A 14,041-nucleotide genomic window follows, 5' to 3' on the forward strand; every position below is an offset into this window, starting at 1 on the left:
ACGAAGGCTCGTTTTTTGCTGACACACCGCGCAACTAAAATCGCGGCCTAGCCGTGTTCCTACAAGTATCAGTGGTGCTCGAATCTTCTTTCCCACATTTAAATGAGAATAAAGAGCGAACTGAAGTCCGACTTGGCTGACGTGCAAAACCACTCTATCCATTCAAGATCCTCCCTCGTTAATACATCAGGGAAGATCAACAATGACTATCGGGTCCAGTTACAACTACCCCTCCTCTATCGCCAAAAACATTGCCCGCAAAAAGCGCTCGTTAAAAACACAATGGTCCGCGCGTTTCCCAAACCCACCGGACTTATGCTTTGACTACCGAACACTGGTAGAACAGGATAACGGCATCGCACGAGCAAAGAATCCAGAGCACAAAATTTGTATTATCGGTGCAGGCATCACCGGGCTCACCGCAGCCCGAGAACTTTACCGTTGCGGCTTCACTCACATCACTATTATTGAGCAATCCAAACGTATTGGTGGTAGGCACCTTACTTTGCCAGGCAGCCCTGACTCGACGGCAAGTCATACACCTTTTGAGATGGGTGCGATGCGCATGCCATTTTTCAATACTGCGGACGAGCCTCCTAAAGAGGGTCGATCCTTGATGGCCTACTACGCTAATCAGTTCGACTTGGCCATTTCCGATTTCGCCAACCCAGGTAGCCAATGGGTAACTTCGACGGGCATCTATCTTCGAGAAGGCACCATGACGGGTGGGCCGGCACCACAGATGCTGATATGGAAAAATACCGATGGAACCACGCCGCCTCCCGGCGAGGAACTGCAGAAGGTCAACGCCAAGTGGAAGACGTTTGCTGACAGAATGACTCGTCATGTGGCAGAGGTGTATGGCAGTCAGGGATGGGAGGCAATGTGGGCTGCCATCGTCAACCAATACGAAAGTATTTCTTTTCGCGACCTTGTCAGCATGCCAGCCATCGGCTCTTGGGATGAAAGCAGCCCAGGAGACTTCGGTGGAATGGGCATGTCACCGGATGAATCTGCCATCTTTTATGCGATAGGCATCGGTGATGGTAGTTGGGGGGCGTTTTACGATGTGTGCAGCCTTTATCCGTTGCGCACCGCAATCTTCGGTTTCAGCAGCCAATTACAATTGGTCCACGGCCGTGTCGATACTGCGGGCAACCCAATTAACTCGCCCCTTTTGCGCTCCAGTGCGGTCTACGACTCAAAGGGACAGGAGTTTTCCAGGCCTCGATATATCGGGCTCGCCGCCCTTGCGGAATGCCTGTTCTTTATCAAAACCGTCGAAACGAAAAAGTCCGTTTACGAACACAGCCTTGAAAGAACTGACGGATTTCTGACCGATTCTTCGGTCACTAAACTAGTGAAGCTGGATGAACAAAAAACACGCGTTTACTACAACTGGAAATCCAGCAGTGCCGAAGAGTCTCAGGAGTTATTCGATGACTTTGATTCCGTCATAGTGACCCTCCCCTCGTGGCTGTTGGAAACCCGCATAACACTTGAAAACTTCAACCCGACCATGCTTCCTTTTGAGGTCATCAACGCTTATAAAACTGCACACTGGGAAACAAGCTGCAAAGTTTTCGCGCCCCTCAAACGATCATTCTTATCCAAAAACACGAAAATCCCTCAGGTCATCGTTACGGACAGCTTTATTCACGACGTCTATACCTACCGTTACAACAGCAACTATAGCTACGATTGCATCCTGTTGAGTTACACATGGGAAGACGACGCCACCAAACTGTCCTTGTTCTCGGACAAAGAGCTGATCAAGAAGTGCGTGAAAGAACTTGATCGAATACTCATGAACTCCGCCAACATCCAAGAAAGAATCTCCCCGTACATCGGAATCGAGCAAGCGGTCGTACAACGCTGGATGAACGATAAAAATGCGTTGGGCTGCGCAAAGTTATACCGACCGGGTACCTACTACGATGCCGTCAGCTTGATGAAGTACAACCGGGACTACTCCGCTCTCTCCGGCCTTTACCTTTCTGGTGAGTCTTTTTCCGTCGACGCCGGATGGACAGAGCCTTGCTTCCGAGGGGCTGTCGACGCAGTCATTCATATCTGTAACAAAACTGAAGCCACCTTCAATGGCGGTTTTTCCATGGCCGATTATCCAGAATACAAGCTCAGGCACTGACCTCGATTTTCCGCTCAAGCGCCCATGCGGGTCATGCATGGGCTCACCTGGCAATCTTGGGATATGGACTACACCCAAAACGGAAACGGCTGACTTCGCTGATTTGCATCTTCAACGCCTAATCACGGCACACCGAAACGTGTTGAAGAACAATAAAAACGAGGTCATTCGAAATGAGCGAATCAACAAGTCCTGTACGTGTAGCAGTCGTGCAATTCGATCCACAAGTCGGAATGAACAACCGGGAAGGCAATCTGTGCTGCAGCCTGGAGCTGGCTCAGGAGGCCGTTCAAGGGGGTGCAAATCTCATCGTGCTGCCCGAGCTGTCCAATACAGGCTATTTTTTCACCAATCGACAGGACGCTTTCGAACATTCGGAAGCGGTTCCCAACGGGCCAAGTGTTCTGAGCTGGACCAATTTTGCCAGGGAACACAACGTTTACCTGGTGGCGGGGTTGACCGAGCGAGACGGTATGCGGCTCTTCAACACCGCTGTCCTCTTGGGCCCGGAAGGTTTTATCGGGAAGTATCGGAAAGCTCATTTATGGAACCTGGAGAAACTTTGGTTCACGCCGGGTGACACGGGCTTTCCGGTGTTCGATACGCCGATCGGTCGCATCGGCTTGTTGATCTGCTGGGACATCTGGTTCCCGGAAGTACCACGCATCCTTGCCCAGCAAGGCGCGGACATCATTTGCAGCCTGAACAACTGGGTCTGGACACCGCCGCCGCTGTTCGATGAGGCCGGCAAGTGCATGGCTTCCTACCTGACGATGACGGCAGCGCACGTCAATAATGTGTTCATTGCGGCGGCGAGCCGTATCGGTGAAGAGCGAGGCGCACGTTATCTCGGTTGCTCGTTGATTGCCGGCACCAATGGCTGGCCGATGGGCGCCGTGGCCTCGGCAGACAAACAGGAAATACTGTTCGCCGACATAGACCTGACCAGTGCTCGCAGCGCCCTCATCTGGAACAACCTGAACGACCTGCATCGCGATCGTCGTACCGATCTGTTCGATCAGATGCTCGGGTACACCCAACACCCCGCCCTGCCGCGCTGATCAGGGAAACCTTATCATGGACACTCAAACCGATACTCCTCGGGCGGATTCGCTCGCCAGCAGAAAGCGTGATACGTCAATCCTTGCGCTGTTAATCGGCATCGCGCTACTGATTGCCTGGCTTTCGTTCACCTACCGTTCTTCCTGGTCAGCTCATTGGCCAGACTACACGCACTTGCTTTCCTCCCTCCCCGACCCCGGTGCCTGGTTGCGCTGGGTTCTGGGGGACATCAGCGAAGTCGCGTTCTACAAACACGAGTTCGCATCCCTCGGATTGCTGGCGGGCGCTTATCTGGCGTATTGGGCCAATCGAACGGGAAAACGCTGGCAAGGGTTTGCCATTTCCTACGGCAGCGGGCTCTGGCCATGGCTGGTGACCAGCTCCCTGCTTGGCCTGCTGCTAAGCAACCTGCTGTGGGGATGGACGGTTACCGCGACCAGTTGGCAGCCCACGTTTGTCGCATTTGTCTCGCTGCCCGCGGCGATGGTGCTGGTGTTTGGACGAGGTTGGAAAGTCACGATCAACGGCGCAATCATGGGAGCCACGCTGGTGACACCTATGTGCTTGTTGATCGTGAACTACGTCTGCAATCCGCTGGGGTTACCCGTCGTGATCGGCAATGTCTCGGGCATGGCGATTGCCAGCGTCCTGGCTTTCCTGCTCTGCCGGTACGTGCCGATCCTGGTCAAGGACGCCCCCTCTGCAACTGCAAAAGAACCCTGCGCACCTCCGGTAGAACCTGCCACGGCAAAAAAACCCAACTATGGCGTTATCTGGAGCCTGCGCCGCGTATTGGCAGACTTTTCAGAAGCGCCGTTCTTCGGCAATGAACTGGCGAGCATCGGCCTTTTGCTGGGGGCCTTCCTGGCCTACACACTTAACCCCATGAGTCCGGTCTACGGCTCGGGCTTGCTGCCTCAACTCATCGGCGCCCAGGCGCTGACGTCAGCTATAGGCGTGGTGATCTGGCGTCGACACTGGATGCATCTTGGTTGGTACCCCACCTACGTTCCGCTGGTGTCAGTCGTGCCGGCAGCGGTCCTTACCTATGGCGGTAGTTGGCAGGTCATCATCACGAGCGCACTGCTGGGCGCACTGATCGCCCCGCCACTGGCACACGCCATCGCCAAGAGAGTGCCGAAGGATATGCACCCCTACATCGGTAATGTCCTCTCCATGGCCATCAGTACGCTGCTGATCATCCCGTTTATCGGGTTCCTGATATCCAACTGAAGCGAACATCGGGCTGTGCTGGTGAGTGCAGCCCGTTTTTTGTCACCACTAAGCGAGGTAAAACATGGACCTGCCCAAACTGGCCATTGCGGCTTTAGGCGGCACCGTGAGCATGCAAGCCAGGCATGCGGGTGAAGGCGTTATACCGACAGTCAGTGGTGAAAGCCTTCTGGCCTTGGTGCCGGAGCTCACAAACATGGCTCGGGTGACGGTAGAAACGCTGGGGCTGATGCCCAGCGCTTCGTTGAACTTTGAATTTCTTCTAAGCGTACTCTCATGGGCAAACTATCAGGTTGAGCAAGGCGCTGTTGGCGTCGTCATCACTCAGGGCACGGACACCCTGGAAGAGACGGCCGCATTCTTTGATTACCTGTGGAATCACGACGCGCCGCTGGTACTGACCGGTGCCATGCGCTCGGCCGGACAAGTGGGCGCTGACGGTCCAGCGAACCTGCTGGATGCCAGCCGGGTTGCACTGGCGAAAAACAGTCGGCGACGAGGTGTCCAGGTGGTGATGGGTGCAGAGATTCACCACGGGACGACCGTACGTAAAACCGATTCATTGGCGTTACATGCGTTTTCATCGCCAATGGTCGGCCCTTCCGGAATGCTGCTGGAGGGAGCGGTCCGCTATCTACGCGAACCGCCTCGCAGAAAACTTTTGCCTGTACCGCAGAAGACATCCCAGGAAATTGCCCTGCTGGAAAGCACACTGTCCGCCGATTCCCTGTTGTTGGAGAACGTCCTTGAATTGGGTTACGACGGGCTGGTGATTGCCGGATTTGGAGCCGGTCACGTGTCAGAGCAGTGGGCTGACGCAGTCGAAAGAATCGCGAAGAAAATCCCCGTGATCATTGCGACACGTACAGGATCCGGCCCTACCGCTCAAAGCTCCTATGGCTTCATCGGCAGCGAAATGGATTTGATCCGTCGAGGCGCGTCGATGGCCGGTTTTCTGTGTCCGCGCAAAGCCCGAATTCTGCTGTGGTTGCTGGTGGGATGCAGGCGGCAAGATGATTTGGGACTTTTTCTCGCTCGAGATTGATTGGAGCAGAACCTCAACCCCTTGTAGGAGCTGTCGAGTGAAAGGAGGCTGCGATCTTTTGATCTTGTTTTAAAGAAAAGATCAAAAGATCGCAGCCTCGTTTCACTCGACAGCTCCTACACAGCTCCTACAGATGCCGGGTTATTCAGGACGAGACAGAAAACAAAAAAGGGCCTGCAAATGCGGGCCCTTTTTTTGTTTTCCGAATGTGCCTACGGCTTGTGTGCCCGAGACAGGAATTCGTGAGATTGCATTTCCAGCAGGCGACTCAAGGTCCGCTGGAACTCGAAGTTCAGGCGACCGCCGGTGTAGAGGTCCTTGAGTTCGACTTCGGCAGAAATGATCAACTTCACGTTACGGTCGTAGAACTCGTCGACCATGTTGATAAAGCGTCGGGCAATGTCGTCGGTGGTGACACTCATCTGCTCGACACCGCTGAGTAGTACGGCGTGGAAGATTTTTCCCAGTTCGATGTAGTCGTTCTGGCTGCGAGGGCCGTCGCACAGTTCGCGGAAGTCGAACCAGGCCACGTCGTCGCACGTACGCAGCGCGCGAATTTCGCGGTTTTCGATCATCAGCACGTCGTTTTCGATCGCTGCGGTGCACTCCGGCGTCAGGGCCCGGAAGCTTTTGCGCAGGCTTTCGTGGGACGCTTCGTCCAGCGGGAAGTGGAACAGTTCCGCTTGCTCCAGGTGACGCAGACGATAATCGACGCCACTGTCGACGTTGACGATCTCGGTGTTCTGCTTGATCAGCGCGATGGCCGGCAGGAAGCGCGCACGTTGCAGGCCGTCCTTATACAAGCCGTCCGGCACGATGTTCGAAGTCGCGACCAGCGTTACGCCGTTCTTGAACAGTTCTTCCATCAGCGTGCCGAGGATCATCGCGTCGGTGATGTCGGAGACAAAGAATTCATCGAAGCAGATCACACGCGATTCGTCGGAAAAACGCTTGGCGATGATGGTCAGCGGGTTTTTCTCGCCGCCGAGGGTCTTCATTTCTTCGTGCACACGCTTCATGAAGCGGTGGAAGTGAGTACGGGTCTTCTCCTTGAACGGCAGCGCTTCGAAGAAGGTGTCGACCAGGTAGGTCTTGCCGCGACCCACGCCGCCCCAGAAGTACACGCCCTTTACCGGGGCCTGGTCTTTTTTGCCAAACAGTTTGCCGAACAGGCCTGGTTTGTTCTGCTGCGCCGCGACCAGATCGTCATACAGGCGCTGTAAATGACGCACAGCATTTTCCTGCGCGGCGTCATGGAAGAATTCCGGGCGTTTCAGATCAGCTTGATATCGTTCTAGGGGCGTCATAATTCGTTAGCAAGGCAACAAAAACGGGCCGTCACTGTAGCGATGGCCCGTGGGAATGGCAATCGGCCCTTAGTCGGACCGAGCCGTTGTTTTATTCCTGAGCCGGCGTCAGCGCAACGCGCAGGGCGTCGATGGCGACGTCACGGGCGCCGCTGTCCGCGAACGCTGCACTGTCGGCAACGCACTCGCCTTCCAGCCAGACACTGAAGCTCAGGTCTTCGCTGCGCACGTCCAGAGGCTGGCCCGCTTGCAGCTGCTTGGTCACCTGGCCCGCGGTTTTACCGTCGGCAAAGTTGCGCGACAGCAGCAGTTGTTCGCCATCGGCCGCCAGGAGACGGAAGCGGAAGCTGCCGTCCTCCTCACGGAAGCTGACGAAACGCGCGGCTTTCGCGGCTTTCTTCCTGGTGCTGGCAGCAACCTGCGTCTGGGCGACGAATGAACGCAGGCCCACCGCTTCGCGCAGCTCCTGAAGGAATGGCGTCGCCACGGAGCGGGCCTTTTTGGCACCGATCTGCAGGATGTCTTCCAGGTCGGCCGGGCGCTCGATCAGTTGGTGATAGCGCTCGCGGGACTCGCCCAGCTCGCTGTCGAGCAACTGGAACAGACGATTCTTCGCCTCGCCCCAGCCCAGGCCCTGCAACAGTTCACTGCGGAACTCGTCGGACTGCGCCGGTGTGGCAAACGCCTGGAACAGGGTGAACAGATGGGAGTTGTCCGGATCTTTTGCTTCGCCTGGCGCGCGGGAGTCGGTGACGATCCGCGAGATCGCGTCTTTCATTTCTTTTGCGCTGCTGAACAACGGAATCGTGTTGTCGTAGCTTTTCGACATCTTGCGACCGTCGAGGCCTGGCAGCGTGGCGACGCTTTCTTCGATCAGCGCCTCAGGCATGGTGAAGAACTCTTTGCCCTGGCCAAACAAGTGGTTGAAGCGCTGGCCGATGTCCCGTGCCATTTCCACGTGCTGGATCTGGTCACGACCGACCGGCACCTTATGGGCGTTGAACATCAGGATGTCCGCAGCCATCAGCACCGGGTAGCTGTACAAACCCATGGTGATACCGGCGTCCGGGTCTTCACCGGTCTCGACGTTCTTGTCGACCGACGCCTTGTAGGCGTGGGCGCGATTGAGCAGGCCCTTGGCGGCAACGCAGGTCAGCAGCCAGGTCAGCTCGGGGATTTCCGGGATATCTGACTGGCGATAAAACGTCACGCGGTCCACATCGAGGCCACCGGCCAGCCAGGTCGCGGCGATTTCCAGACGCGAGCGCTGGATGCGCAGCGGGTCATCGCATTTGATCAGGGCGTGATAGTCGGCCAGGAAGTAGAACGAATCGGCATTGCTGTCACGGCTGGCGAGGATTGCCGGACGGATAGCGCCGGCATAGTTGCCCAGGTGCGGCGTGCCGGTGGTGGTGATGCCGGTGAGGATACGGGTACGAGTCGTCATGGGTAATCGCTTGTCAGACTGCAATCAATTCGAAAGACGCGGCAGGATCAGATCCTTGAGATCAGTCAGCTTGCCATGAAAAAAGTGTCCGCATTCTGCCACTTTCAGCAGCTCATGGGGGCGTTCAAGGTTCCCGGACCAGTCATAGACCAACTGCGGATCGATCACTTCGTCGGTTTCCGGCTGGATCAGGGTCAGTTCACCCTGCTGTGGCAGTTGATCCTGATCGCCCAGTCGCATGACCGCTGGCGCGATCATGAACACATGCTTGAGCGGCTCACCCTTGGCTTCCAGGCGTCCGCCGAGACTTGCCGCAACAAAACCGCCGAAGGAGAATCCGAACAGGGTCAAGGGTAGATCGGGGTGTCTGGTGCGCAACCATTCGGCAACAGCCTGTGCATCATCGACTTCGCCAGTGCCCATATCGTGGGCGCCTTCGCTGGCGCCGACGCCACGGTAGTTGAAGCGCAAGGTGATCAAACCGGCGTCGCGCGCGGTACGCTGCAGGGTCGACACCACTTTGTTGAGCATGGTGCCACCCTGCACCGGGTTGGGATGGCAGATCAACGCCAGGCCCCGGGGCTCGTCGCTGTTCAGGTAAAGTGCTTCCAGTTGGCCGACGGGGCCATCAATCACTACAGGGGTTTCGCGCATAAGCAAGGAAGGAACTCCGTGACCTCGAATCGGGTCGACTCGTCTAGCAAATTGTCTGTGCCAATCTATTGCGAGTGAATCGCGGTATACAGCGCAGGTTCGAGCCGTTAACGTAAAGCAAAGCCGTTTATAGAGGAAGGACTCGTGGAACACTCGCTCTTAGTTTGGTTGTTGCCGACTCTTGCCCTGGTTGTGGGTGTCGCCGTTGGATTCCTGATCGCTCGCCTGGTGCCGAATGCCGCTCCTAGTAGCACGCAACGTCAGCTGGATGACATTCAGGAACGTTTCGACAGTTATCAGAACGAGGTGGTTACCCACTTCAATAGCACTGCAACACTGGTCAAGAAGCTCACTCAGAGCTACCAGGAAGTGCAGGATCATCTCGCCGAGGGCGCCAATCGTCTGGCCCTGGACGAGCAGACTCGTCAACGCTTGCTGGCCGCTCTGCATGCTGATGCTGGGCAGGCCCCACGGGAACGCCTGACGCCACCGCGCAATCAGGAGCCGCCTCGCGACTACGCCCCTAAAGCCCCGAACGCACCGGGTATGCTCGATGAGCATTACGGCCTGAAGAAGTAATCAGGTTTCGCGCGACATGAAAAAGCCCCTGTAGGAGCTGTCGAGTGGAACGAGGCTGCGATCTTTTGATTTTTAGAAACAAGATCAAAAGCTCGCAGCCTGCGGCAGCTCCAAAAAAAACCGCCCGATCTGTGAGGATCGAGCGGTTTTTTTACGCCTGACGCTTATGGATACTGCTGAACATTGCCCTGCTGCTGGCCACCGTATTGCTGACCCGGAATCGCCTTCAGGTTGACCTCCACGCGGCGGTTCTGTGCCCGGCCATTGACGTCGCCGTTGCTGGCAATCGGGTTATCCGGACCGGCACCGCGAGCCGACAGGTTGGCACCGCTGACACCTTGCGACGTCAGGTAGGTTGCAACGCTTTGGGCGCGACGCTGGGACAGGTCCATGTTGTGCTGACGGCTGCCGGTGCTGTCGGTGTAGCCGACGATTTCGATCTGGTTCTGGCTGAATTCTTTCAATGAGCTCGCCAGGTTGTTCAGCGGCTGATAGAAGCTCGAAGCGATGTTCGCCGAATCGGTTGCGAACGTAATGTTGCCCGGCATGATCAACTTGATCTGATCGCCCTGGCGCTGCACTTCAACACCAGTGTTGGCCATGCTTGCGCGTAGTTTTTTCTCTTGCTGGTCAGCGTAATAACCGTAACCGGCAGCGGAAGCACCGACCACCGCAGCGCCGATCAGCGCACCCTTACCACGGTTATTGTGGTCAATGGCAGCACCCGCGAGCGCACCGGCCAGAGCGCCGAGGCCGCCATACTTGGCTGTTTTGCTCATGCCCGTGGAACCGCCATCAGCCTGACCCTGGTTGTCATACGGGTTAGGCGACGCACAGCCAGACAGCATGGCCATGGCAGTAGCGACAATAATCAAACGACGCGTGGTGAACATGAAGAGCTCCTACTTTCTGAATTCTGTGGTGCAACGGACTCAAGCATTCGTACTGTGAGGGCTGGACCTTTGCGGGCGTTGGATCATTTCCCGCGGCAAAAATTCCGTTTCCTCGATTCCGTTGCCTGGACGTCAGGCCCGCACAAACGGGTTCTCGCGCATTTCATCACCCAAACGTGTGTCCGGGCCATGACCGGTAACGACGGTCGCGTCTTCGTCGAGGGTATACAAACGCTGTTTGATCGAACGCACGATGGTCGCCTGATCGCCACCCCATAGATCCGTGCGCCCTACCCCACGACGGAACAACGTATCTCCGGCGATCAGCAGCTTGGCCTCTGAAAACCAAAAGCTCATGGAGCCTGGCGTATGGCCGGGCGTGTGCAGCGCTACACCACAACCACACGCCAGCTCTTCGTCATCGGCCAACCAGCGATCCGGCGAAGGCACTGGCGTATAAGGAACACCGAACATCTGGCATTGCATCTCCAGATTGTCCCAAAGAAATTGATCTTCCTTGTGCAGGTGCAGGGTTGCGCCGGTCTTCTCCTTCATCTGACCGGAGGCCAGGAAGTGATCGAGGTGCGCATGGGTGTGAATGATGCTGACCACCTTCAGCCCGAGGGCGTCGAGGCGTGCCAGGATCAGTTCGTGGTTGCCACCCGGATCGACCACGATGGCTTTTTTGGTGATCGGATCGCCGATGATCGTGCAATTGCACTGCAGCGGGCCGACAGGAAAAGTTTCGCGGATCAGGGTCGGTATCTGTGACATCGGGCGTGCTCGAAAAACATGAATAGGCAATTTTGGCACATTTGCATCAAGCCATTTGCTAGCGCCGTATTCAGAAGGCGCTAGCTCAATACTCCCAATTCTTTCGCCCGCGCCACCGCCTGCGTCCTGCGCTCAACGCCGAGTTTGCTGTTGATATGGCTGGCGTGGGTTTTGACTGTGTGCAGGGAGATAAACAGCTGGTCGCTGATTTCCTGGTTGGAACAGCCTCGGGCGATCAGTTTGAGCACGGCAAGTTCACGTGTACTGAGTTGTTCGCACGCGTGCGAAGGCTCGATCGAGATGCGCGCAGCCACGGCCGGCAAGTGTTCAGACAAGCTGAGGGTGACGGCGTTTTTTGCGTGTTGATGCAATTGCTCGCGTAACCAGTCGGGGTGTTTGCTCAACAAGCTCTCGAAGGGTTGCAGGACACCGCCACTCGCCGCTTCAAGCGACTGAGCGAAAGAATCCCGGGCCTGAGACTCTCGGTTGGATGCCAACAGAATCTCGGTCTTCTGAACCAGCGCCATCACGCTGAGCATCTGCCGGCCCGTCTGCTGACCATTTTCGAGCAAGGCGTTCAAACGCCCCTCGGCCAGCATCGGTTGACCCTGGATGACTTCCAGCAGGGCCTGCTGCAATTCGATATGCAGCGGCAGTTGCGGGTGAAACTCAGGGGGCGCTGCAGGTTGCTCGCCGTTATAGGTCTGGCCGAGGCGCGCCAGCCAGGCTTCAGCCAGGTCCGTGCGCCCCTGGGCCAGCCACAGTTCGCATTTGACCAGGGTGATCATCGCCAGATAATAAATCGGCGGCACGTCCCAGATGTGCATCAGTCGCTCGGCCTCGGCGAGTTCGGCAAAAGCTTTGGCAAACTCGCCGCTGTTGCCTTCAAGCCTGGCAATCACGCAATGACCGATCAACACGCTGATATCGCGACAGGCCCGAGCTTCATTCAATCCGGCCAGCAAGCGTACTCGGGCGGCCTGTGGCTGCAGACGCATGGCGAGCAGAAACCCTTCGTACAACGTTAATCGTGCGCGCACGGCGTAAAGCCGCTGCGGTGATAAGCCCTGCAAACGTCGCAAGCCCTGCCGGACTTCATCCAGCGCGCGAAGAATTTCACCTCGCGCCTGCAACACCCGCGCGCGGTCGTAATGGGCCAGCGCCTCGAACAATGGATTGCCGACCCGTTGCGCCAGCTCCAGAGAGTCACGGTTCAGGCCGCGCGCGCGCCACAGGTCGCCATCGGCAATGGCCAGATTGGACAGGGTCGACAGGCACATCAATCGCTGTCCATAACGCTTGGAAGGCAGGCTCTCCAGCGCTTCAGTGCAATACAGCAGGGTCAATTCACGGTTGCCGCGCCCCCGGGCGATGATTCCGCTCAAGGCCAGCCATTGCGCCAACATGGATTTCTGCGCGGTGGCCGATGGGGCCGGCAGGAAGCGACTCAGGTGACTGGCCAGCTCCTCGGCGGCGTCCAGTTGGCAGGCCAGCCCCAGCGCCCAGCTGTACAGCACGATCAGTCGAGGGGTGCTGATCAGCAGGCTGTCGGGCAAGTCCATTTTCCAGCGCAGCAACATGCCGACGTTCTGTTCGGCCAGGAGTTGTTCTTCAGAAAGGTTCTGCACCAGGTTTGCCGCCACGTCCAGATGCCCGGCGCGCAACGCCTGCTCCACGGCCTCATCCAGCAAGCCCTGTGCGTTGAACCAGCGGCAGGCGCGCAGGTGCAGGCTCGCGGCCGGCACGATGACCTGTGCGGTCGGGCGAGTACGCAAGAGGTCGGAAAACAAATGGTGATAGCGGTACCAATGGCCGTGTTCGTCCAGCGGCACCAGGAACACCTGATGGGCCAGCAGAAAACGTAATATTTCGGCGCTGTCATGGGCTTCGCGAACGGCGTCGCACAGCTCGCTGCAAAAACGTTCTTGTGGCGCGGTGTCGTACAGGAATGACTGCACCTCGGCGGGCAGGCAATCGATGACTTCTTCGAGCAAGTAGTCGCGGATCAACCCTTCCCCGCCGTGCAGGGACTGGGGTAATTCACCCTCGGTACCCGCTTCCGAAGCGGCCAGCAGCCAGAATCGCAGCCCGGCGACCCAGCCTTCACTGCGCTGGATCAGATTTTCCAGCGCTTCGCCACGCAAGGACGTGCTGTGCCGATCGAGGAGCGTCAGCGCTTCATCGTGGGTCAGGCGCAAGTCTTGTTCGTGCAGTTCGAGCAGTTGCCGCGACAAGCGCAGGCGCGCCAGGTGCCAGTCCGGACGCTGTCGACTGGTGACCATCACGAGCAGCCCATCAGGGAGATGATTGAGGAAAAATTGCAGACAACGATCGAGTACCGGCCCTTGGGCCAAATGGTAATCGTCCAGCACGAGAAGCAACGGCGCCGTCGGTAACAAGTGCACGGCCAACTCATCGAGCAAACCGTCCAGCCACTCTTCAAAGGCAAACGGTTGATGCCGCTGACGCATTTTCAGCAGCCCCAGTGACTGGCTACCGAGTTTCGGGAAATAGTCTTGAAGGCCTTCGAGCAGTCGTTCCAGAAAGCGGCCAGGATCACTGTCACGCTGGCTCAATCCGAGCCAGAGGCTTTGCCAGTGAGCCGGTAGCCCCTGGCAGAATTCCACCGCCAGCGAACTCTTGCCAAACCCTGCCGGCGCACTGACCAGCAACAGCCTGCCACCGAGACCTGCACTCAGGCGCTCGCACAAACGAGGTCGAAGCACATGGCCATCGGGCAACGGGGGGCGAAAAAAACGTCCGTCCAGTGCCGCGACGGCAACGCTTGCAGTGCCCGGGATAGGGGACAGATCAGTCATGGCCGGCTCTTGTTTGAATTGCTGATGGCGGCATTGCAGATGTCCGCAGACTAGCGGTAAACGCAGAGGGAATGAAGGT

General features: G+C 57.2%; 11 protein-coding genes. 5 read left to right on the top strand and 6 right to left on the bottom strand.

Annotation, left to right across the window (positions count from 1 at the left end):
* Positions 1–202 precede the first annotated feature (202 nt).
* From ACA063_RS24310 to ACA063_RS24325, 4 genes are all read left to right on the top strand, one after another.
* Positions 203–2,149, top strand: coding sequence for a flavin monoamine oxidase family protein (locus ACA063_RS24310; protein ID WP_497663669.1), 1,947 nt, complete (start codon positions 203–205; stop codon positions 2,147–2,149).
* 173 nt (positions 2,150–2,322) lie between these two features.
* Positions 2,323–3,210: a nitrilase family protein gene (locus ACA063_RS24315; protein WP_497663670.1), complete on the top strand. Its 888-nt coding sequence runs from the start codon at positions 2,323–2,325 to the stop codon at positions 3,208–3,210.
* 16 nt (positions 3,211–3,226) lie between these two features.
* Positions 3,227–4,444, top strand: coding sequence for a hypothetical protein (locus ACA063_RS24320; RefSeq protein WP_497663671.1), 1,218 nt, complete (start codon positions 3,227–3,229; stop codon positions 4,442–4,444).
* Between the two features lie 64 nt (positions 4,445–4,508).
* Positions 4,509–5,489: an asparaginase gene (locus ACA063_RS24325; RefSeq protein ID WP_497663672.1), complete on the top strand. Its 981-nt coding sequence runs from the start codon at positions 4,509–4,511 to the stop codon at positions 5,487–5,489.
* A 212-nt stretch (positions 5,490–5,701) separates the two neighbouring features.
* Here ACA063_RS24325 and zapE read toward each other — a convergent pair whose 3' ends face one another.
* The 3 genes from zapE to ACA063_RS24340 form a co-directional block, all read right to left on the bottom strand.
* On the bottom strand, positions 5,702–6,796 hold the full coding sequence (gene zapE, locus ACA063_RS24330; RefSeq protein WP_162437214.1) for a cell division protein ZapE: 1,095 nt from the start codon (positions 6,794–6,796) through the stop codon (positions 5,702–5,704).
* Positions 6,797–6,887: 91 nt separating this feature from the next.
* Positions 6,888–8,243 (bottom strand): tryptophan--tRNA ligase, encoded by a 1,356-nt coding sequence (locus ACA063_RS24335; RefSeq protein ID WP_497663673.1) that lies wholly within the window; start codon positions 8,241–8,243, stop codon positions 6,888–6,890.
* Between the two features lie 24 nt (positions 8,244–8,267).
* Complete coding sequence (locus ACA063_RS24340) at positions 8,268–8,897, bottom strand: alpha/beta hydrolase (protein WP_497663674.1); 630 nt, start codon at positions 8,895–8,897, stop codon at positions 8,268–8,270.
* A 144-nt stretch (positions 8,898–9,041) separates the two neighbouring features.
* Here ACA063_RS24340 and ACA063_RS24345 point away from each other — a divergent pair, with 144 nt between their 5' ends.
* Positions 9,042–9,476 carry a Z-ring associated ZapG family protein gene (locus ACA063_RS24345; protein ID WP_162437212.1) on the top strand — a complete coding sequence of 145 codons (435 nt, stop codon included), beginning with the start codon at positions 9,042–9,044 and terminating at the stop codon, positions 9,474–9,476.
* Between the two features lie 164 nt (positions 9,477–9,640).
* Here the strand turns inward: ACA063_RS24345 and ACA063_RS24350 are convergent, their stop codons facing one another.
* The 3 genes from ACA063_RS24350 to ACA063_RS24360 all read right to left on the bottom strand — a co-directional run bounded on the left by ACA063_RS24350 (position 9,641) and on the right by ACA063_RS24360 (position 13,962).
* On the bottom strand, positions 9,641–10,369 hold the full coding sequence (locus ACA063_RS24350; RefSeq protein ID WP_162437200.1) for a YiaD family glycine zipper/OmpA-like lipoprotein: 729 nt from the start codon (positions 10,367–10,369) through the stop codon (positions 9,641–9,643).
* Between the two features lie 132 nt (positions 10,370–10,501).
* Complete coding sequence (locus tag ACA063_RS24355) at positions 10,502–11,143, bottom strand: MBL fold metallo-hydrolase (RefSeq protein ID WP_162437199.1); 642 nt, start codon at positions 11,141–11,143, stop codon at positions 10,502–10,504.
* Positions 11,144–11,223: 80 nt separating this feature from the next.
* Positions 11,224–13,962, bottom strand: a complete 2,739-nt coding sequence (locus tag ACA063_RS24360; protein ID WP_497663675.1) for a winged helix-turn-helix domain-containing protein — start codon at positions 13,960–13,962, stop codon at positions 11,224–11,226.
* Positions 13,963–14,041: the final 79 nt, after the last annotated feature.

The sequence above is a fragment of the Pseudomonas sp. LBUM1643 genome (assembly GCF_059716215.1).